Annotated in this window: 22 protein-coding genes and 1 tRNA gene; 10 read left to right on the plus strand and 13 right to left on the minus strand. The window is 34.7% G+C overall.

Translation table 11 applies throughout. The annotated features are described in order from the left end of the window. Nucleotides 1–52 precede the first annotated feature (52 nt). From IPN31_09350 to cdd, 5 genes are all read right to left on the minus strand, one after another. The gene (locus tag IPN31_09350; GenBank protein ID MBK8682091.1) at nt 53–502 is read right to left on the minus strand and encodes a hypothetical protein; all 450 of its coding nucleotides are present in this window, start codon (nt 500–502) and stop codon (nt 53–55) included. Nucleotides 503–505: 3 nt separating this feature from the next. Continuing rightward, complete coding sequence (locus IPN31_09355) at nt 506–841, minus strand: hypothetical protein (protein ID MBK8682092.1); 336 nt, start codon at nt 839–841, stop codon at nt 506–508. Further along, the gene (locus tag IPN31_09360; GenBank protein ID MBK8682093.1) at nt 733–1,317 is read right to left on the minus strand and encodes a hypothetical protein; all 585 of its coding nucleotides are present in this window, start codon (nt 1,315–1,317) and stop codon (nt 733–735) included. The genes IPN31_09355 and IPN31_09360 overlap by 109 nt, the downstream gene beginning before the upstream one ends. 156 nt (nt 1,318–1,473) lie before the next feature. Then, on the minus strand, nt 1,474–2,529 hold the full coding sequence (locus IPN31_09365) for a hypothetical protein (GenBank protein MBK8682094.1): 1,056 nt from the start codon (nt 2,527–2,529) through the stop codon (nt 1,474–1,476). Between the two features lie 268 nt (nt 2,530–2,797). Further along, nucleotides 2,798–3,271 (minus strand): cytidine deaminase, encoded by a 474-nt coding sequence (gene cdd, locus IPN31_09370; protein ID MBK8682095.1) that lies wholly within the window; start codon nt 3,269–3,271, stop codon nt 2,798–2,800. 81 nt (nt 3,272–3,352) lie between these two features. On the opposite strand from cdd, the gene IPN31_09375 reads away from it, so the two are divergent. Together IPN31_09375 and IPN31_09380 are read left to right on the plus strand one after the other, a co-directional pair. Continuing rightward, on the plus strand, nt 3,353–4,693 hold the full coding sequence (locus tag IPN31_09375) for a saccharopine dehydrogenase NADP-binding domain-containing protein (GenBank protein MBK8682096.1): 1,341 nt from the start codon (nt 3,353–3,355) through the stop codon (nt 4,691–4,693). Further along, the gene (locus tag IPN31_09380; GenBank protein MBK8682097.1) at nt 4,690–5,166 is read left to right on the plus strand and encodes a GNAT family N-acetyltransferase; all 477 of its coding nucleotides are present in this window, start codon (nt 4,690–4,692) and stop codon (nt 5,164–5,166) included. Before IPN31_09375 ends, IPN31_09380 begins: the two co-directional genes overlap by 4 nt. Here IPN31_09380 and IPN31_09385 read toward each other — a convergent pair. The 6 genes from IPN31_09385 to IPN31_09410 all read right to left on the minus strand — a co-directional run bounded on the left by IPN31_09385 (nt 5,146) and on the right by IPN31_09410 (nt 9,658). Next, nucleotides 5,146–5,637, minus strand: a complete 492-nt coding sequence (locus IPN31_09385; GenBank protein MBK8682098.1) for a septal ring lytic transglycosylase RlpA family protein — start codon at nt 5,635–5,637, stop codon at nt 5,146–5,148. The genes IPN31_09380 and IPN31_09385 overlap by 21 nt on opposite strands. A gap of 62 nt (nt 5,638–5,699) precedes the next feature. Beyond that, on the minus strand, nt 5,700–6,209 hold the full coding sequence (locus IPN31_09390; protein ID MBK8682099.1) for a methylated-DNA--[protein]-cysteine S-methyltransferase: 510 nt from the start codon (nt 6,207–6,209) through the stop codon (nt 5,700–5,702). A gap of 25 nt (nt 6,210–6,234) precedes the next feature. Continuing rightward, entirely contained in the window at nt 6,235–7,467 is a 1,233-nt protein-coding gene (gene clpX / locus IPN31_09395) for an ATP-dependent Clp protease ATP-binding subunit ClpX (protein MBK8682100.1), read from the minus strand. 3 nt (nt 7,468–7,470) lie between these two features. Further along, a complete protein-coding gene (gene clpP / locus IPN31_09400; GenBank protein ID MBK8682101.1) occupies nt 7,471–8,160 on the minus strand; it encodes an ATP-dependent Clp endopeptidase proteolytic subunit ClpP in 690 nt (229 codons plus the stop codon). Further along, nucleotides 8,150–9,526: a trigger factor gene (gene tig, locus IPN31_09405; GenBank protein MBK8682102.1), complete on the minus strand. Its 1,377-nt coding sequence runs from the start codon at nt 9,524–9,526 to the stop codon at nt 8,150–8,152. Before tig ends, clpP begins: the two co-directional genes overlap by 11 nt. 50 nt (nt 9,527–9,576) lie before the next feature. Beyond that, nucleotides 9,577–9,658: transfer RNA gene (locus IPN31_09410), tRNA-Leu, on the minus strand. Between the two features lie 144 nt (nt 9,659–9,802). Between IPN31_09410 and IPN31_09415 the strand changes: the two genes are divergently transcribed. The 3 genes from IPN31_09415 to IPN31_09425 are packed head-to-tail and all read left to right on the plus strand — an operon-like array spanning nt 9,803 to nt 12,899. Then, nucleotides 9,803–12,001 carry a bifunctional (p)ppGpp synthetase/guanosine-3',5'-bis(diphosphate) 3'-pyrophosphohydrolase gene (locus IPN31_09415; protein MBK8682103.1) on the plus strand — a complete coding sequence of 733 codons (2,199 nt, stop codon included), beginning with the start codon at nt 9,803–9,805 and terminating at the stop codon, nt 11,999–12,001. A gap of 4 nt (nt 12,002–12,005) precedes the next feature. Further along, nucleotides 12,006–12,536 carry a transcriptional repressor gene (locus tag IPN31_09420; GenBank protein ID MBK8682104.1) on the plus strand — a complete coding sequence of 177 codons (531 nt, stop codon included), beginning with the start codon at nt 12,006–12,008 and terminating at the stop codon, nt 12,534–12,536. 3 nt (nt 12,537–12,539) lie between these two features. Further along, nucleotides 12,540–12,899: an STAS domain-containing protein gene (locus IPN31_09425; GenBank protein ID MBK8682105.1), complete on the plus strand. Its 360-nt coding sequence runs from the start codon at nt 12,540–12,542 to the stop codon at nt 12,897–12,899. A 1-nt stretch (nt 12,900) separates the two neighbouring features. Here IPN31_09425 and IPN31_09430 read toward each other — a convergent pair whose 3' ends face one another. Further along, complete coding sequence (locus IPN31_09430) at nt 12,901–13,749, minus strand: hypothetical protein (protein ID MBK8682106.1); 849 nt, start codon at nt 13,747–13,749, stop codon at nt 12,901–12,903. An 82-nt stretch (nt 13,750–13,831) separates the two neighbouring features. On the opposite strand from IPN31_09430, the gene IPN31_09435 reads away from it, so the two are divergent. From IPN31_09435 to IPN31_09445, 3 genes are read left to right on the plus strand one after another with little or no spacing between them, the layout of a single operon-like run. Continuing rightward, nucleotides 13,832–15,100 carry an adenylosuccinate synthase gene (locus IPN31_09435; GenBank protein ID MBK8682107.1) on the plus strand — a complete coding sequence of 423 codons (1,269 nt, stop codon included), beginning with the start codon at nt 13,832–13,834 and terminating at the stop codon, nt 15,098–15,100. Between the two features lie 4 nt (nt 15,101–15,104). Beyond that, entirely contained in the window at nt 15,105–16,409 is a 1,305-nt protein-coding gene (locus IPN31_09440; GenBank protein ID MBK8682108.1) for an anthranilate synthase component I family protein, read from the plus strand. A gap of 24 nt (nt 16,410–16,433) precedes the next feature. Beyond that, nucleotides 16,434–17,024, plus strand: a complete 591-nt coding sequence (locus IPN31_09445; GenBank protein MBK8682109.1) for a T9SS type A sorting domain-containing protein — start codon at nt 16,434–16,436, stop codon at nt 17,022–17,024. Here IPN31_09445 and IPN31_09450 read toward each other — a convergent pair. Next, the gene (locus IPN31_09450) at nt 17,011–18,288 is read right to left on the minus strand and encodes a tyrosine--tRNA ligase (GenBank protein ID MBK8682110.1); all 1,278 of its coding nucleotides are present in this window, start codon (nt 18,286–18,288) and stop codon (nt 17,011–17,013) included. The two genes, IPN31_09445 and IPN31_09450, sit on opposite strands and share 14 nt — an antisense overlap. Nucleotides 18,289–18,395: 107 nt before the next feature. Here IPN31_09450 and IPN31_09455 point away from each other — a divergent pair, with 107 nt between their 5' ends. Together IPN31_09455 and IPN31_09460 are read left to right on the plus strand one after the other, a co-directional pair. Next, the gene (locus IPN31_09455; protein ID MBK8682111.1) at nt 18,396–19,067 is read left to right on the plus strand and encodes a hypothetical protein; all 672 of its coding nucleotides are present in this window, start codon (nt 18,396–18,398) and stop codon (nt 19,065–19,067) included. A 7-nt stretch (nt 19,068–19,074) separates the two neighbouring features. After that, complete coding sequence (locus tag IPN31_09460; GenBank protein ID MBK8682112.1) at nt 19,075–20,175, plus strand: PorV/PorQ family protein; 1,101 nt, start codon at nt 19,075–19,077, stop codon at nt 20,173–20,175. Nucleotides 20,176–20,182: the final 7 nt, after the last annotated feature.

The following is a 20,182-nucleotide window of genomic DNA, read 5'->3' on the forward strand; positions in this document are numbered from 1 at the left end:
ATTAACGAGGTAAAAACCCTATTCATATAACACTTTGAAATGTAAACATCATCTACAATGGATGATAAGCTTTAACCTTTGAATTGTTTTGTTGATTTCGTTCAATCTCTATTTGCAAAACATCAAATAATTCTATTGTATTGTTATAATTTCCCTGAATACTATCTTTCCATGCAATAAACCTAATATTATCTATTTCTTTAATATTGAAATTAGAAATAATTCCTGTTTTTTCAAAAGATCCCATAATTCCAATAATTTCAACTTGTTTATTTGGAAGAAAATTTAAGTAGGCTTGCATTCCACTATTAAGTCCACTATACTCAGCCTCTACAAACATTTCTGGAAAATTTTCATTATCAAACTTTCCATAGAAGAAAAGTATTTTATTTCCTTTGTTTATTCTTGTAATTGTAGTCTCATTATATTCGTAATATATTGCAGTTTCTTTTGAACAAGCTATAAAACCAAATATTATTACTAAAAATAAAATATATCTCATTGTTTAGCTACTTTTGAAATATGATTTACCTGCTTCAATACCCATGCGAGATAGTTTATCTTCTCCATTTACCTTATCCAATATAATACCAGTGCCTTCGACAGGACTAAAAGTGATATTAATTACATCTGTGGCAATCATTAGAAATGATTTACCTACACTATTTCCAGAAATGTTATAAGTCCCAAAGCCATAATCTAATATTATATTAGGAACGATAGATTTTTGAGCTACTGCACCTGCTGTAAAATTTCCAGCATCTCTGGCTGAAGCATATTTACCATATAGCTTAGAACCATAATAAGGATTACCACCGGAGCCTTTGTTTTTATATCCCAATCATGTCCAGACCGTGCATTCCAACCATATTCTATTATACTTGGGTTTTGATTTAAAATTCCACTCACTTGGTTTGTTGCCCAATTAGAAGTAAAATCAATTTTAGCACCTAATCCAGGCTTAACGGATCCGTCTTTTTCATATGCATCAAAATCAGCAAAACCCAGTGGAGTAAAGGTTTCTCCCATTTTAGTACCGCCAGCTGATGTATTCTTAAAGCTATAATTTTGATCAAAATTTTTCTTTGCTCCGTTCCCCATCCCATCATGTTTATATACACCTAAATCACCATCGTCTTTTACAGCTATAACATTTCCATCTTCATCAGTGTGCGTCGAAGGATTGTTACCTTTTGAATCTTGAAACCAAATTGGGTTTCCCTTATTGATAGCATAAGGGCTTTCCCATTCTTTTAGGATCGGGTCGGTGTTCCAACGTATTACTACTCTTGGGTTATACTCCCCAAAACTCAGCACTGTAGTGATTTCCCTTACCTGAAATTTCGTCTGTTTTCAATTGCCCGTTAAACCCAAACCTATATTCACTTCCAGCACTCCAAGTTCTACTTGGCATTAACATCCCAAAGGGATAGTAATCTTGAATGTTTAATATATCAGCGGTAAAGTAATCTATTAGACCATCCGAATCATCGTCAATAGCAATTTTTTATCAGAAATTACAGCCAAAACATTTCCCAGATGATTAGTTATTTCGTAACAATTATCTCCCCTGAACTTATTTGTTGTAATGTGTATGCCTTGAATACTATCTAAACTTTCGCTATCACATTTACAACCAGTAACCGGATCATATAATATTTTATCCGGTTTCCAATATCCCAGTCTTGAACTTCCGTAAATATGCGCTTCATCAAACCAAAGTGTGTCATGAGATTGTGTATAGACTGCAAGAATGTTTCCCTGAGGATCTCTGGCATACCAAGTTGTTATAACCTCGTTGTTATCTTTTGTTACAATTTTTGCCACTCTATTGCCCATTGGATCATATAGAAATTTCAATTCATCCTTTGTGCTTGCAGAAGTCCTGCTTATACTATCAACCTTTCCAGTTAAGGTCCATAATATTGTGTCTATTTCTTCTGAAGCATCACGAGCTAAATTACCGATTTCATCATATTTATAATTAGTACCGCTTTGATCATCTATATCAACTGAATAGTTAGAGCTTCCGACAATATCATCCACTCTTTTCAATTGGTTTGTATTTGCATAGTAATTATAGGTGAGACTATCCATTCCGATCGGACTGTTTCCATTCCTGTTATAGGTTTGAATGTTGCCATTTGCATCATAAGAAACTCTTTCTTTCCATTTAGTGGAGGCCGATCCTCCATTTGGCCATGAATAAGATGAGGCATTAAAGTTTGTCCAAACATCCATTCCTGTCAATCTATTGAGTTGATCATACTGGTAGCTATATCCCAGAGTTTCATCGGTAAGGTTTTCAAGAGCATAAGTTGCTCGTCGGATATTGCCATTATAAAGTGATGGGCTGGAGTTTCCGAATCCACCAGAGGCTCCTATACTTGCTATAAATTTTGAATTTCCAATTGGCTTGTAATCATCTTTAAAATAACTAAGTGAGAAACCCGCAACATCTCTACCGAATCCCCAATGCGTACCGGCTTTGCTATCTAATCCCATATCTTTTCCTTGAATAAAAAACATTTGAATTATTTCTTTAATTTACTTTACTCCTACGAATACAATCAAATAATATTTCCTTCGCTGTCTTCAAAAAATACCATATAACCATTTTGTTCTCCAACAGGTGTTTGAGCAATGAGAAATGAATAATCAGTAATCAATAATCAGAAATCAGATATGAGAAATCAGTAATCAGTAATGAGTAAACCGTTATGAATTTTTTTAACCCGGAACCTGAAACCTGAAACTAGGAACTTTTTTTTGTCAAAGTCAATGTCAATAGTCTATGTTATTTTACATCCAGCATAAACGGCAACGGCAATAAGTTTTCCATGCTTTCAGAAATCCAAACCATACCATCAATATGTCCTAAAATAATTCGAATGGGGGATTGTTGATTTATTTCATATTCTGAAATTACTTGTCGGCACGAACCGCATGGAGCAATGGGATGGTCTGCATATTTTTCAGTAGTAATTGCAATGGTTTGAATAGGTTCTTTTGGGTATTGAGATCGTGCTGAGAAAATGGCAACTCTTTCTGCACATAAGCCGGAAGGATAAGCTGCATTTTCCTGATTGCTTCCAGAAATAATTGTATTATTCTTCAATCGTATTGCAGCTCCAACTCTGTATTTGGAATAAGGTGCATAGGCAGTGTTAATTGCAAGGGTTGCCATAGTGAGCAGTTCCTGATCCTGATCATTCAACATTGCAAATGGCATTTTTGTAATCACTATTTTAATTTCTATTTCTGATTTCATTAGCAACTAAATTAAAAACTAATTAACGATGTGAAAAATTTATCGGGAATTTTAAATATTACCTTTGAGCACATAAATATTATGAAGAATATATTAATACTTGGAGCGGGAAAATCATCCACAGCACTTATCAGTTTTATGCTTTCGAAAGCAGAAGAAAATGATTGGTTAATTACGGTGGGAGATATTTCAAAAGAAGCAGCAGAAGCAAAAATTAATAATCATCCCAAAGGAGCGGCTACTTATTTTTCGGTAGATGATGATGTAATTCGAAATCATTCAATCAGAGAAGCGGATATTGTGTTATCCTTATTGCCACATAATTTGCATGCGGTGGTTGCAGCAGATTGCGTGAGATACAGACGTCATTTTTTATGTGCATCTTATGTAAGTGATGAAATGAAAGCACTACATACTTCGGCAGAAAATGCAGGAGTGTTATTGTTGAATGAATGCGGTTTAGATCCCGGTTTAGATCACATGAGTGCTATGCGTATTATTCATGAAATTCAAAATAATGGTGGAGTAATTACAGCTTTTGAATCTTATGCCGGAGGATTAATTGCGCCGGAAAGTGATGATAATCCCTGGCATTATAAATTCACCTGGAATCCTCGCAATGTGGTGTTGGCAGGGCAGGGGGTTGCAAAATTTATTTGGGGGAATAAAGTAAAATATGTGCCTTATAATAAATTGTTTGAACGCTATGATGAATTGCAAGTAGATGGTTATGGAATTTTTGAAGGCTATCCTAACAGAGATTCTTTGAAGTATGTGGACACCTATCAGTTAACCAATTTGCATACAATGGTTCGGGGCACATTGCGCACCAAAGGCTTTTGCGATGCATGGAATGTATTTGTTCAACTTGGAATTACAGATAATTCCTATCAAATAGATGGTCTGAAAGATTTAACATGGGTGGAATTTTTAAAGCTTTATATCCCACACGACGCTTCATTATCGGTACCTGAAAAATTAGCGCAGTATTTAAAAATTACTGACCGGCCGGATATTCTTGAGAAATTGGAATGGCTGGGATTATTTAGCAATGAACCAATAGGAATGGAATCAGGAACACCTGCAGATGTGTTATTAAAACTGTTGGAGAAAAACTGGAAACTGAAAGATGGCGACAAGGATATGTGTGTGATGAAACATCTGATTGAATATACAAATGCAGGTAAAAAATATATAGTACACAGTAATATGGTCGCAATAGGAGAGGATGAAAAAATTACGGCTATGGCGAAAACAGTTGGATTGCCAATGGGAATTGCTGCTACTTTAATATTGCAGGGTAAAATTTCAGAGGTGGGTGTCGTTATTCCTGTTAAGCCTGAAATCTATAATCCCATCCTGGATATATTAGCTCAAGAACATAACATTGCATTTCAGGAATCTACAGAAACAATCGTATGAAGCTGTTTATTTATCCGATTGACAAGAATGCTATTATTAAAGAAATAGACTACGGCTCCAATGACTATAATGCAATGGTACAATTGCGATATGATGTTTTGAGAAAGCCCCTAAATCTGCATTTTACACAAGAACAATTAAAACAGGATGTAAATAATATTCATCTTGGTTATTTTATTCATTCGAAACTTGTAGCATGCGTAATGTTACTTCCAGAACAGGACGGTAAAATGCGTATGAAGCAAGTGGCAGTTCAAATGGATTTACAGAATTCGGGTATTGGAAAAAAAATAATTCAAGCTTCGGAAAAGTATTCCATTCAAAATGGATGTACATATATGTATTGCCATGCGAGAGATGTGGCTATCCCATTTTATTTAAAATCTGGATATTCAATAAAAGGCGAGGAATTCTATGAAGTGGGGATACTGCACAGATATATGGAAAAGAAATTAATTAACGCTGAAAATTAAATAATCCACCTTTTGGTTTCTCAAAAGAAAGATATTGAATAAGAGGCATTTTAGGATACATAGGGTATTGAGGATAGCAGTGGGGTCAGGAATAATTTCAATTTTAACTTTTGTTAATCCGTCATGTAAATAATCCAATTGCGATGCTGCTGTTTTAGAAAGATCAATTGATCGTTTATTCCATTGAGGCATCCGATCGTTAATTTTCACAATTACTGTGGAATCATTACTCAGGTTTGTAACCTTTACCCAAGTTCCTAATGGTAATGATTTATGTGCTGCGGTAAGTTTTGTCTGAACGAATATTTCACCATTAGCAGTTTTACGACCTACAAATTTATTATGATAATAGCTGGCTGTGCCTGTTTCAGTGGATTGGGCGGAGGAAAACTCCGGTGCTGCTATAAGAACTATAAGTGTTGCAGCGGTTAATGCCCATTTATTAAATTTATTCAAAAGCGTTATTTTCATTATTACGAAATTATTGATTCTTGTTAAAACGTACTATTTGTTTTCAACAATCCTCCAATTGGTCAAAAATCACGCCCGAACAATTCCTTAATTCCGTATTTACAATTCTTTTCAAAATCTAGCAACCACCGTTTTTTTTCCAAACCACCCGAATAGCCCACCAAATTTCCGTTTTTTCCAATCACTCTATGGCAGGGAATTATAATCGCTATCGGATTATTGCCATTTGCTGTACCGACAGCCCGGGAATAATTTGGGCCGCCGACCATATTGGCTAATTCCAGATATGATATTGTTTCTCCGTAAGAGATGGTTTCAAGTTTCCTCCAAACTTCTTTTTGGAAGTCAGTTCCATGTGGCTGCAAAGGAATATTAAATGTTTGTAGTTTGCCTTTAAAGTATGCATTCAACTGACTTGCGGCCTCTTTCAATAAAGGCGATAAATTATTATCAGTAGTTGATTCCGAAGGATTTGTAAAAGATGCCGAGACCAAGTGATGATTGTGATCCACTAGCTTTAAGTTACCAAAAGGTGTTCGAATGGACAAAGATGTTGTACTTAAATTCTCCATTTGCATGGATGAAAATTACCGAAGTTTAACTAGCTACTTTCAATCTGTTAATTCTTGATTCTTTAAATCTGGATTCAGCATATTTAATATCAAGCACAAATTCATTGGAGTGCTTTTGGGAAGGTATATCAAACATAATATCTGTAAGTAAAGCTTCGCAAATAGATCTTAAGCCTCTTGCACCAAGTTTAAACTCCATGGCCTTTTCAACTATAAAATCTTTCACTTCCGGTTCCACAATCAGTTTGATGTTTTCCAATAGAAAGAGTTGTTCATATTGTTTTAAAATCGCATTCTTTGGAACGGTAAGGATTTCTCTTAATGCATCAAAAGTAAGTGGGTCTAAATGAGTTAGCACAGGTAAGCGACCAATTAATTCAGGTATCAAACCAAAACCTTTTAAGTCTTGAGGAGAAATATATTGCAATAGATTTGAATGGTCAGCAGTTAATTCTTCATTATTGCGAAACCCAATTAATTGGGTAGCAGTGCGTCTTGCAATGATTTTTTCAATGCCGTTAAAAGCACCACCGCATATAAACAGAATATTTTGAGTGTTTACTTTAATCATCTTTTGCTCAGGGTGTTTGCGTCCTCCTTGCGGCGGAACTTGCACCTCCGTTCCTTCCAGCATTTTTAAAAGCGCTTGTTGCACACCTTCACCAGATACATCTCTTGTGATAGAAGGATTATCGCTCTTTCTGGCTATTTTATCAATTTCATCTATATATACAATTCCTTTCTCTGCAGCGGCCACATCATAATTACACACTTGCAATAATCTGGATAAAATACTTTCTACATCTTCACCTACATAACCAGCTTCTGTAAAAACAGTAGCATCCACAATTGTAAATGGCACATTAAGATAACGGGCAATTGAGCGGGCAAGCAATGTTTTGCCGGTTCCTGTTTCACCTACTACAAGTATGTTGGACTTTTCAATTTCAATTTCCTCATGCTGGCGTTGATTCAATCTTTTATAATGATTATAAACTGCAACAGCAAGTATTTTTTTTGCTTCATTCTGACCAATAACATATTGATCAATGAAATCTTTGATAGCACGAGGCTTCATGCTATTCTGCATCGTAAAATGATATTTACGGTCAGATTGATTGAATTCTTCGTCAATCAGTTGTTGTGCCTGAGTAACGCAGTTTTCGCAAATGTGTCCATCTTGTCCGGCAATCAGAATGTTTACTTCTGTTTTTGCTTTGCCGCAAAACGAACAAAATTGTTCCTCTTTTTTCTTCATGAATTAGCTTTTACGTGGATTTCTGCTAAGTACTTCGTCCACCATTCCATATTCTTTTGCCTCATTGGCTGTCATCCAATAATCACGATCTGAATCTGCTTGCACTTTATCATAAGGTTGGCCTGTATGATTGCTGATGATCGTATAAAGTTCAGTTTTCAGTTTTAAAGTTTCTCTTAATGCAATTTCCATATCGCTTGCCTGACCTTGCATTCCGCCTAAAGGCTGATGAATCATCACTCTGCTATGAGTCAATACAGATCTTTTTCCATCACTACCTGAGCAAAGAAGAACTGCTGCCATACTGGCTGCGATACCAGTGCAAATTGTGGCTACATCCGGAGAAACATATTGCATAGTATCATAGATGGCAAGGCCACTGTAAACTACTCCTCCCGGACTATTAATATAAATTTGAATATCTCTTTTGTTATCTACTGAGTCCAAAAAAAGCAATTGAGCCTGTACCACATTTGCAACGTAGTCATCAATAGCTGTTCCCATAAAAATGATTCTATCCATCATTAAACGGGAGAAAACGTCAATAGCCTGAGCATTCATTTGTCTCTCCTCAATAATATATGGGGTAAAGTTTGTTACATGTAAACTTGATGTTTTCATATAACTGTCCAGAGTGTTGCTGGACATTCCCAAATGTTTGGTTGCGTATTTTAAAAATTCATTATTCTGCATATGTAACTTCCTTATTTAAGTTTTGATATTCCTCCAAAGTAGTCATTTCGTCAATGGTGGTGATATATCCTTTTAATATTTCAAAAAATTTCTGCTGCATAACACGGTCATGCATATTTTCTACAAATGTTTTATCATTAAGATTATTTTGAACTATGTAGTTCACTAATTCTTCTCCCATGGAACCGTAAGTGCTTCTTACCTGCATCATTGTTTCTTCAATTATTTCTTCTTTGGTCGCTTCAAGAGAATTCTCTTTTCTTACCTTTTGAAAAATCAATGATTGTTTTAATCGGGTTTTAAATGTATTAAATTGTTCTTCAAAGGACATTTCATCTAATTCTTTTTCCATGGTGGCTCTAAACCACTTTTGTAGGAAGACTTCCGGAAGGGGTACTTCGGTTGTATCTGTTAAATACTTGTAGATATCATTTTCCAAAGCTGTTTCCGTCATCCGGTCATTATAGGACTCAATAATATCTTTAATCTTATTTTGCAATTCTTCCTCGTTACTCACCGGGCCATATTCTTTGGATAGATTTTCAAATACTTCTGCATTTAATTCTGCAGGTTTTAGTCTTACTATCTTCTCCACTTTACATTCAAAAGATGGACTCATGGAATCTAATTTTCCCAAATCTTCCTCTTTCATTTGTAAAATGTTTTTAGCCACATTTGTTTTTTCTCCATTAAAGACGGCAAATAGATCCGGTATATTTTTAACTGCGTCTTTTTCAATACCATTAAATAACTCCACGCCGCTCTCTGTAAGCATTTCTAAATTGAAATAACTATCTGTATCAATACCATTTTCAATTGGAGTGCCGTCTGATTTCACTTCTTGCAAATGCACATACACTACATCACCTTCCATAGCACTTTCTACTTCTTCCTGAGTGCCCAAACGTTTTAATATTCTGCCCACTTCAGCCTCAATCTCTTCCAGCTTAGCAGGAATACGATAGCGTTTAAAAGCTGCGGCACCTTTAAATACTTCAGATACATTTAACTCAGGTTGAATACCCAATTCATACTTAAATGTATAAGGCTTGTCGGAATTATAATCTATTTCAACTCTCTCATCCTCTGAAGGCAAAGGGTCGCCTAATATTTCAATATTAGATTCTTTAACATAATTGCTTATTTGTTCATTTACCAATCTGTTTAATTCATCGGCAAGTGCTTGATCGCCATATAATTTTTTAACCATACTTATAGGCACATGTCCGGGTCGGAAGCCTTTTATAGTAGCTTTTTTGCCTAAATCTTTAATGGATTTATCAAATTTAGGTTTGTAATCTGCAGGGTCTATTTCAATGGTTAAGCGTAAATGTAGGGGACCTAAATTTTCTGATGAGATATTCACGATAAAAACTTGTTTTGATTAAATAATGAAAACTTTTGGATTTATGAATGTGCGGGTGGAGGGACTCGAACCCCCATGCCTTGCGGCGCCAGATCCTAAGTCTGGTATGTCTACCAATTTCACCACACCCGCAATTCGGCGTGCAAATGTAGTTAAAAACACACGAAAACTTCTTTGAAATGCAGATGAATCTTTAAAACTGTTTTATACAGCATCGTGTTAGTATCATTGCATTGAATAAGTATTTGTACTGTAATTTAGATTTTGAAAAACCTTATGGAAATAGTTCAGCCAAAAAATGTCGAGCAAGAGAAAAAAGATATTTTAAAAGAATATCGCAATCTATTGCGATCACTTCGGGATGGAATTACAAGCTCGGAGAAAAAACAACTGCGTCTTGCTTTTGAAATGGCGATGGAGGCACACAAGGATATGCGTAGAAAATCCGGTGAGCCTTTTATTATGCATCCGTTAAGAGTTGCTCAGATTGTTACCAGAGAAATGGGTTTAAATGCTACTGCTGCAATTTGCGCATTGTTGCATGATGTAGTGGAAGATACTGAACTTACCCTGGATGATATCAAAAGAGAGTTCGGGATTAAGGTTGCAAAAATTATTGATGGTCTCACAAAAGTTTCAGGGGTTTTTGATCTAACCAGTTCTATTCAAGCAGAAAATTTTAAAAAATTATTACTCACCCTTGCAGATGATGTGCGTGTGATTTTGATAAAAATTGCAGACCGGTTACACAACATGCGGACTATGGATAGCATGCCCCGAAAAAAACAATTAAAGATTGCTTCGGAAACAATGTATCTGTATGCGCCACTTGCGCACCGCTTGGGCTTTTATGCGATAAAAACTGAATTGGAAGATTTGGTAATGAAATATACTGAGCCGGAAAGCTATGGAGACATTGTAAAAAAACTTGCAGAAACCAAACGTGAGCGAAGTAGATATATCAATGAATTTTGTAAGCCAATTAAAGACAGATTAGATGAATCGGGTATAAGCTATAGCATGTTTGGGAGACCAAAATCCATTCATTCTATTTTTAATAAAATGCAAACCAAAAGTGTAACGTTTAATGAAGTGTATGATCTGTTTGCAATTCGAATAATAATTAATAGCGTACCCGAAAAAGAAAAAGCAGATTGTTGGAGAGTGTATTCCATTGTAACTGAATTATATCAGCCAAATCCTGATCGTTTGAGAGATTGGGTGTCCACACCAAAAGCAAATGGTTATGAAAGTTTGCATACTACAGTGATGGGAAATAAAGGCCGTTGGGTAGAAGTGCAAATTCGTTCCGGGCGAATGGATGAAATTGCCGACAGAGGTTTTGCTGCACATTGGAAATATAAAGAAGGAACTACGGATAAAGCATTAGATAATTGGTTGAGAGAAATTCGGGAGTTATTGCGTAATCCGGATTATAATGCATTGGAATTTATGGATGATTTCAAAAGCAATTTATTCTCAAAAGAAATTTATGTGTTTACGCCAAAGGGAGATTTAAAAATATTACCTCAGGATGCTACAGCTTTAGATTTTGCATTCGAGATACATACGGATGTGGGTTATCATTGTATAGGTGCAAAAGTGAATCATAAATTAGTGCCACTCAGTTATAAATTAAGTAACGGCGATCAGGTGGAAGTAATTAATTCCAGAAAGCAAAAACCAAATGAAGACTGGTTAAATTTTCTGATTACAAGTAAAGCAAGATCGAAAGTTAAAAATGCGTTGAAAGAAGAACGCCGTTCTGTTGCAATACAAGGCAAAGAATTGGTGGAGAAAAAATTGAAAGGAATGAAGGTTTCTTTTGATGATAAAAATGTAAATGAAATGCTGCACTTTTATCATCAACCATCATCGTTAGAATTTTATTTTAAAGTTGCAAAGAAGGAAATTGATCTTAAAGAACTGAAAGATTTTAAAATAACAGGCGGTAGAATTACAGCTCCATCAAATAAAAATAAAGAAGAAGAAAAAGTTGAAGTATTAAAACAAATTGCCAATGCCGAGTTACTGATATTTGATGAGTCGAGTGATAAAATAAAATTTAGTCTGTCGAAGTGTTGTAATCCTATTGTTGGTGATGAAGTGTTTGGGTTTATTACAATTAATGATGGTATTAAAATTCATAGAACCAATTGTTCGAATGCTACTGAAATGATGAGCAAGTATGGCTATAGGATTGTGAGAACACGATGGACTAATCAAAAAGAAATTGCGTTCCTTACCGGATTAAAAATAATAGGTTTGGATGATGTGGGTTTGGTAAGCAAAGTAACAAATATCATTAGCGGTGATTTACGTATGAACATGCAAAGTCTGACAATGGATGCAAAGGATGGTATGTTTGAAGGCAACATAAAAATATTTGTAAAAAATACTGATGAACTGGATGTGTTAATTAATCGTCTTAAAAAATTGAAAGAGATTGTGGAAGTAAAACGTATAGAAACATAATAGAATGGAAGAACATTTAAAAAAACAATTTGATGAAGTGAAGAATATTTTTTCAGCACATTTGGAAACACATGGCTTGAGAAAAACACCTGAACGGTTTTCCATTCTTGAAGAAATTTATTCACGAACTGATCATTTTGATGCGGAGAGTTTATTTTCTCATCTATTGAAAAACGATCACCATATTAGCAGAGCAACAGTGTATAATACGCTAGAGCTTTTATTGACTTGTGATTTGATAACGAAACATCAATTTGGAAAAAACCTGGCGCAATATGAAAAATCGTATGGCTTCAAGCAGCACGATCATATTATTTGTGTGGATTGTAAAAAGGTAGTGGAATTTTGTGATCCCAGAATTCAGCAAATACAATCTATGATGGGAGAATTGCTCAACTTTACTATTACTCACCATGCTTTGAACTTGTATGGCGTTTGTGGAAGTTGTCAGAAACAACGAGAAATGGAAGCAATTAATAATCCCAAAAAAATAAAATTGAAGCCTGATCAAATTAAAATAAACACACAAAATTGAGTTATGGAATATCGCATTGAAAAAAAGGAACTCCCAATCGCACTGATTGAATTAAATGGAAGATTGATTGGCGATTATCAGGTGGTAGATCTTACTGATGAAATAAATGAATTGATTGAAGATGGATTTGTATATCTAATTTTTGAATTATCTCATCTTGAATTTATTAATAGCACAGGATTAAATTTCTTTTTGAAAACACTCACGAAAGTGCGCAGGCAGGATGGCGAAGTGGTGCTAACTAATCTGAATGAATTGTTGAATACTTTAATGGTAACAACAAAGCTGAATTCATTTTTTGTAATTGAAAAATCCGGTGAGGACCCCGTAGCTTATTTTAAGGAAAAAGGTTTGATTTTATAATTTACTCTGCGGCTCGACGCAAACAATATTCCCAATCTACACTTGTAAGTTGCTTTATTTCCTCCAATTCATTTTGCGGTATCAATGGTTTTTTATTCACCCATGATTTGGGTAATAATAAAGCGGTATATAAAATAAAATATCGGAAAATAAGAACGGGTAATCTTGCAAGAAAAAATAAAATTCTGTTTTTTGGAAGTTGCTCTTTATTTACCGGAATTACTTTTGCAATTGCTTGCATATATTTTATTTGTTTTTCATTGTAAGATGAATGCACTTTTTTGAAATCGAGTTTTGAAATATCAATAGATGCATTACAATAATCTGCAATTTTTAAAATTGTGTTTCCCGGCTCTTTTAAAAAATCATCATAGATAATTATTAAAGGTTTGAAATTAAATATTTCTTCCAATAATTTTATTTTATTACCAAATTCTAAATCTTCCATCCGAAATCTTCCTCTGTTTTTCACAGGATCAATAAAGTCAGAAAAGGACCCTGTAAAACCATTTTTTGCAAATCGCCGGTATTGGCTGGCAATCCAACTATCTTGTCTGCGCAAGAATAAAATGGCATGAGTATCCGGATATTTTGTAGCAAACTTGATTACTTCTGTTTCAAACTGTTGGTCAAATTCTCTGGATATTAGAATTGACTCTGCATCAGTTTTTTCCAGTTCCTGAAATATGCGATAATATTTTCTGGATGGCACATAAGTAAGCCCCTTAAAATTAGGGAAAACTTTCTGCTGCATGTATTTAGAGGCTATTTTACCCAGACCTACATGGAGGTATATGGATGCTTGTTTATCTGTTTCTTTTTCCATTTCAAGCCCTAAAAATCCAAACAATCTTTGATTTATTGCAATGTGGATACAGCATAATTATATTTTAAACGAATTTTGTCGGTCTTAAACACAAGAATTAACAATTATGAAAGTAGATGTTTTATTAGGATTACAGTGGGGAGATGAAGGCAAAGGCAAGGTGGTAGATTATCTGGCTGAGCATTATGATATAGTAGCAAGGTTTCAGGGAGGACCGAATGCCGGACATACACTGATATTAAAAGACGGTGAAAAATTTGTGCTGCACACAATCCCTTCAGGAATATTTTTAGAAAACACTATCAATATCGTTGGTGGCGGTGTGGTAATAGATCCTGTTACCTTTCGTATGGAATTGGCTAAACTGGAAAAACATCATATTCAGTTTAGAGATCGCCTTTTGATTTCCAGAAAAGCACATTTGATTTTACCTACACATAAAATGTTGGATGCTGCTTCTGAATCTGCAAAAGGGGAATCGAAAATCGGTTCAACACTTAAAGGAATCGGACCGGCATATATGGATAAAACCGGTAGAAATGGTTTGCGTGTTGGTGATATTGAATTACCGGATTTTCAGGAAAGATATCAGCGGCTGAAAGAAAAACATTTGCAATTATTGCAGCATTATTCGGATACCATTTCAGAAATTCCGGGTGAAGCAGAATGGATGGATGCGATTGAATCATTGAAAGAAATTCAATTTATTGACAGCGAATATTTTTTAAATACGCATTTGCAACAAAATAAAAAAGTACTTGCTGAAGGTGCGCAGGGAAGTATGCTGGATATTGATTTTGGAACCTATCCTTTTGTTACTTCATCCAACACAATTACAGCAGGTGTATGCACCGGACTTGGTGTAGCTCCGCAAAGAATTGGTGAAGTAATCGGTATTTCAAAAGCATATTGTACTCGTGTGGGAAGCGGTCCTTTTCCTACAGAATTATTTGATGAAACAGGGGAGGAGTTGCGCAAATTGGGAAATGAATTTGGTGCAACTACCGGCAGACCTCGTCGCTGTGGATGGATAGATTTACCTGCTTTGAAATATGCAAATATGTTGAACGGTGTAACGCAAATTGCAATTACAAAAATTGATGTGCTGAATACTTTTTCAAAAATAAAAGTATGTACGGATTATCAATATGCTGGAATCACAAGTCAGGATATTCCTTACGATATTAATGGAGTGGAAATAACACCGGTTTATAAAGAATTTGATGGTTGGGAAATGGATATCAGTAATTGCAAATCAAAATCTGATTTGCCAAAAAACTTACGTACTTATATAGATTTTTTGGAAAACGAATTGCAAGTGCGCATCTCAATGCTTTCGGCAGGACCGGAAAGAGAAAAGCTTATTATTTTATAAGATTATGCAATCGTCTGTTAAAAGAAAATGGACTGATCATGTAGTGGATGCAAATACATTTAAATCAAAATGTATGCAATGGTCGGGCAATTTTTCAAAGCATATTATTCTGGATACATGCAGTAATACTTTATATTCAAATAGCAAATTTGATGTGCTGTTTGCTGTGGGTGAATACAAGAGTATAAATGTAAAATATGGCAATGCATTTTCGCAATTGCAAACATTTATTGATGAATCGCAGGATTGGCTGTTTGGATTTCTGGGTTATGATTTAAAGAATGAAGTGGAGAAGTTGCAATCCAATAATTCCGATCATCTTGAGTTTCCTGATTTGCTGTTTTTTGTACCAATTCATATAATTATTTTTAAAGGTGATACAGTTTCCATCGGCACTTTAGAATCAGAAAATATATTTCAAATAATTTCAGATACTGTTGTTCAAGATCCATTTCAAGAACAGGGCATTTCTACATTGCAAAGCAGAATTACAAAGCAAGAATATTTAGATACTATCGCTCGTATTAAAGAACATATTTTAATTGGTGACGTGTATGAGATGAATTATTGTTTTGAGTTGTTTGCTGAAAATTCTTCTATTAATCCTACGCAATGTTTCAATACTTTAATTGATTATTCTGCTTCACCATTTTCCGCTTTATTGCAATGGGATGCCTTATCAATAATCAGTGCAAGTCCGGAGCGATTTTTAAAAAAATCAAGAAGTAAAATTATTTCTCAACCGATAAAAGGAACAATACGCAGAGGAATTTCACAGAAGGAGGATGCTGAATTAAAACATCAACTTGCAACAAGTGAAAAGGATAAAGCAGAGAATGTAATGATTACTGATTTGGTGAGAAATGATCTTACAAAATTTGCAATGACAGGTTCTATTCAGGTGGATGCATTGTTTGAAATTAAAAGTTTCAGACATGTGCATCAAATGGTTTCTACCATATCTGCTGAATTGAAACCGGATGTGCAAATTACCGATGTAATTAAAAATGCATTTCCAATGGGTAGCATGACAGGTGCACCAAAAGTTATGGCAATGGAGCTGATTGAAAAATATGAAAGAACAAAGCGAGGTTCTTATTCAGGTGCGCTCGGATATATCACTCCGGAAAATGATTTTGATTTTAATGTACTCATCCGGAGCATATTTTATAACAGGGCGAAAAAATACATTTCAATACAAGCGGGTAGTGCTATTACATGGGATTCAGATGCAGAATCTGAATACGAAGAATGTTTATTAAAAGCAGAGTCTTTAATAGCAATTTTACAATCCTCAGCAAACCATTAATTTGTTTCACTGTTATTTTGCTATATGCGTTTTGCACTTCTCATATTTTCAGTTGCAATTTTTACTTCTGTAAAAAGTCAGCAGATATTTGATAATCTGAGAGCTTCGCAATTAGGTGACAGCATTTTAATTCAATGGACGTTACTTGCAGATTATAGTTGTAACGATATGTTATTGCAACGTTCTGTAAAGGATGAAAATTTTAAAACTATTTTTTCTATTTCCGGTATCTGTGGTGCAACAGAAAATATCAGCTATCAATATTTGGATGGAATAAATTTGCAATCAGCACAAAAGTATAATTATCGTATTTCGGCCTCCAGTGATTATTATATCAGTAACACAGCAACAATAATTTTTAATAACACAGGTGATAGAGATATTGTAATTTTTCCCAACCCCGCATCATCTGATTTTATTATTTCAATTAATAACAATCTAAGTATTCCATTACATGCAGAAATTATTTCACTTGATGGAAAAATCCTGTGGCAAAATGTTTTGTATAGTCACCTTGCAGAAATTCATTCAGAGCTGGCTAATGGAATTTATATTTTGAGAATAATTACTGATGATGGAATAATCCGTTATTCAAAATTTATTATTCAGCAATAATTAAAAAATAATTTTTCTTACCTCGTTGCACTAATAAATATTTGTTGTTTATCAAATCAGCAGATTGAATTAGCGCTTCACTATCTGTAATCTTTTGCTTATTAATACTCAATGAATTTTCTTGCAATGCCCGACGCAATTCGCTTTTAGATGCTATAATAGTTGTAGCAGTGGTGAGCAGGTCTGTAACAGAAATACCTTCTGAAATACTTACATTAAAAGTAGGCACTCCTTCAAATACATCTAAAAAAGTTTGTTCATCTAATTCCTTTAATGCTTCAGTAGTTGATTTACCGAATAAAATTTCACTTGCTTCCTGCGCTTTTATAAATTCTGTTTCTGAATGTACACGACATGTAATATCTTTTGCAAGCACTTTTTGCAGGTTGCGTAAGTGCGGTTCTTTTCTATGTTGCTCAATAATATCTTCCGTTTCTGTTCTATTGAAAAGTGTAAAAATTTTGAGATAATTTTCTGCATCCGCATCACTTGCATTCAACCAAAATTGATAGAATTTATAGGGGGATGTTTTTTTCGCATCCAACCAAATATTTCCACTTTCTGTTTTACCGAATTTTGTTCCGTCTGCTTTTTTAATGAGTGGAGTACATAGTGCAAATGCTTCACCTCCTTCCATTCTTCTAATTAATTCATTGCCCGTTGTAATATTTCCCCATTGATCGCTACCACCCATTTGCAACATTACCTGTTTGTGTTTCCACAAATAATAAAAATCATAACCCTGAATTAATTGATAGGAGAATTCAGTAAATGAAAGTCCTTTTTCCATTCTATTTTGCACACTATCTTTTGCAAGCATGTAATTGATAGAAATATGTTTGCCCACTTCCCTGATAAATTCTAAGAAAGAAAATTCCTTCAACCAATCATAATTATTTACAAGTTCAGCCGCATTTTCTTTGCTTGAAAAATCTAAAAATTTTTCCAATTGTTTTTTCTGACATGCAATATTGTGGTTTAAAATTTCATTGTCCAACAAATTACGTTCAGCACTTTTTCCCGAAGGATCACCCACCATACCTGTTGCGCCACCTACAAGTGCAATGGGTTTGTGACCGCAATTTTGAAAATGCAGCAGCGTCATTATCTGCACCATATTGCCCACACCCAATGAATCGCCCGTCGGGTCAAAGCCAATATAACCAGCAGTTGAGCCTTTCATTAATTGTTCTTCAGTGCCCGGCATAATTTCGGACAACATGCCTCGCCAACGTAACTCTTCTACAAAATTTTTTATCTGCATGTCGCAAATTTATTGCTTTCACATGATTTGAATCCAAACATGATTTTATAGGTTTAATTTTATCCTGAAAAAATAACAATGATTTTTCAACAGCTAACAAATTATAAATGAATTTTCTGTCGCACTATTATCATGAGCTTCCATGCGACAATCCCTATTTTATATGCGGAGTAATTCTGCCAGATATACTTTCAAATTTCAGCAAGCGCATAGGACATAAAATCAGAGTGAGTCCTAATAAAATTATATCTGTAGATAATAATGAAATAATGCGTATTGGTAAAGGAGTACAGCAACATTATTTGGTAGATAGGTTTTTTCATGAGTCAGATTATTTCAAAACAAATACTGCAATTATTGATGAAAAAATTCATGAATTGGATTTTGATGCAATTGAAAGAAGGCAGTTTGCATTTAGTCATGTGTTTCTTGAAATGATGATGGACAGATGTCTTTTGATTCAAGATAATTCAATAGCTGATACTTTGTATGCGCAATTAGATAAGGTAAATCTGAAGTTGTTAAAAGAATTTTTAAACACAAATTCTAACTATCCGGAGCATGCAGCCACTATTCAACATTTCGATCAATTTCGAAATTTGAAGTTTATATACCATTATGCGGATATTGCACGTTTTAGCGGCATAATGGATTCCCTGAATCAAAGTATCGGCAATCCGCCGTTCAATAATAAAGACAAGGAACAATTGAAAATACTTATACACCAAATGGAATCTGTACTTTTAATCGCCACATTCCCTAATTTTGTCAAAGCCTAAACAGACAATGAAATACCTATTATTAATTTGCATATCGCTATTATTTTTTGTAAAAATTTCAGAAGCGCAAACCGCACGTAAATACAGCAACGAATTTTTATCCATCGGTGTATCTGCCGAAGCATTGGGTATGGGCGGCAGTGTGGTTGCAGGCGTAGATGATGTAACAGCCGGTTATTGGAATCCTGCCGGATTGGTATTGGTTACTTCCGATTATGAAGTTGGGATTATGCATTCTGAATATTTTGCAGGTATTGCCAAATATGATTACGCCGGTATTGCAATTCCTTTAAAAGAAAAAAATAGTGCATTAGCTTTTTCAATTATTCGATTTGGTGTGGATGATATTCCAAATACATTATTTTTAATTGGTCCGGATGGCAGTATTAATTACGACAATATCACTTCTTTTTCTGTTGCTGATTATGGCTTCCTTGGTTCATATGCAACTAAGTTGGATTGGAATGATTTGCGAATTGGATTCAATGCAAAAGTGGTACATCGCACTGCAGGATATTTTGCAACGGCTTGGGGATTTGGATTAGATGCTGGTGCGCAAATGGATAAAAATAATTGGCAGTTTGGAATTATGCTGCGTGATATAACTTCCACATTTAATGCATGGTCGTTTGCATTTACGGATGCGGATGAGCAAGTGCTTGTAGCAACCGGAAATGCCCTTCCTGAAAATTCATTAGAAATTACAACTCCTAAAATAATTCTGGGTACAGGATATAATTTTGATATAGGAGAAAATTTTGGAGGTAAATCAGAAATAAATTTAGATGTTACCACCGATGGAAAAAGAAATGTATTAGTAAGTGCAGCACCATTTAGTATGGATCCACATTTAGGAATTGAATTCAATTATAAAGAATTTATTTATCTGCGAGGTGGCGTAAATAATTTGCAACAAGCAATTGCCGATGATGCCACAGAAGAGTCCTGGATTATTCAACCGAATATCGGTGTTGGGTTAGTAATTGGCCCGGTGAAATTAGATTACGCATATACCAATATTGGAAATCAGGGAGAGATATTGTATTCACATGTTATTTCTTTAGCTCTTGATTTTAATAAAAAAGTAGCCCCATTAAAAAATCAATAATCCCTAA

This window comes from Bacteroidota bacterium, assembly GCA_016715425.1.
Classification (GTDB): Bacteria; Bacteroidota; Bacteroidia; order Chitinophagales; family BACL12; genus JADKAC01.